Raw genomic sequence first — 956 nt, forward strand, 5'->3', positions numbered from 1 at the left:
TCTGGTTGCTAACGCAGTGGAAATAGCGCGAATGCGTTACGTGATGTAATGCAGGGAAGATCTGCCTGAATTCAGCAAATTCGTTCAAAAATCAGTCGATTAGCCAACAAATAATGATCTCACTCCCTCTTGTGCTGAAAAAAACAGCAAATCTTACCGACTGTGATCCCTATTTCATACGGCCTCAGGATCTTTGAAATTCCTAGGCGTCGAGCACCGCGCCAATCTCTTTTGCTTTTTTCTCAGCCTCAAAAAACCCATGGACGATTTCGCCATCTGGAAATCGCCAAGCGTCGCCTGTACCGTTTGCCAGCCTTGCCATCCAGACTTCGTTATCCTTTTCTGGCATTAACCGCTTTTTGGTCGCTTTAATTTTTTCACGGAGTTGTATTTTTTCGTCCTCAGACAACTCAGCGGACAATAGGGTACAATGCTCGACGATTTCAGCAAAGCTTTTTTCGTCGGTGGCATCGTCTAGGGCGATTAATGCGGCTTCCAGTTTTGGATTGGCTGAAGTCTGTACCTCTGGTGGTGACGTTATCACCGTTTCTGCCTTTTGACGCCGTTTTTCGTTTTTCTCACGTAGCACATCTATCATTAAGCGTGTTGCTTAATAGTGAAATAAGGGTGTTTCGGTGATTGAAGTAAATTTTACGCTGTTCTGAGATGGAAATTCCAAAGACCTGCGCTAAGGAGTAAGAAGGTATCATCAATAAAGGGTCTACGATTCCGTAAAATTTGGGTCATGCAACCGAGGCGCTTGATACCCGCGATGGCGTGTTCAACTGTAATACGGATGCCCGAGATTATTTTATTTTCTTGTTTTTGTTCAGGCGATAAAGGTCTTTTTCGAGTTCCTTTTTTTGGGATTTGTGTATTAGGATGCTGTTTATCTATACCTTGAAAACCGGTATCTGCCCAGATGGTTACCTCAGGAGGAATATGGCGAATTATAT

The 956-nt window shown here is 43.6% G+C and carries 2 protein-coding genes; both read right to left on the reverse strand.

What is annotated here, in order from left to right; genetic code table 11:
• Window positions 1-202: 202 nt before the first annotated feature.
• Window positions 203-598 (reverse strand): hypothetical protein, encoded by a 396-nt coding sequence (locus CBG25_RS04460; RefSeq protein ID WP_290604864.1) that lies wholly within the window; start codon window positions 596-598, stop codon window positions 203-205.
• Between the two features lie 53 nt (window positions 599-651).
• Window positions 652-956 (reverse strand): transposase family protein (locus tag CBG25_RS04465; RefSeq protein ID WP_290603625.1); only part of this gene is annotated, 305 nt, incomplete at its 5' end.

Source organism: Arsenophonus sp. ENCA (assembly GCF_002287155.1).
GTDB classification, from domain to species: Bacteria; Pseudomonadota; Gammaproteobacteria; order Enterobacterales; family Enterobacteriaceae; genus Arsenophonus; species Arsenophonus nilaparvatae.

What these genes read in the sequence shown, in the direction of transcription:
- CBG25_RS04460 (WP_290604864.1), bottom strand. Translation starts at nt 598, where the DNA reads ATGATAGATGTGCTACGTGAGAAAAACGAAAAACGGCGTCAAAAGGCA.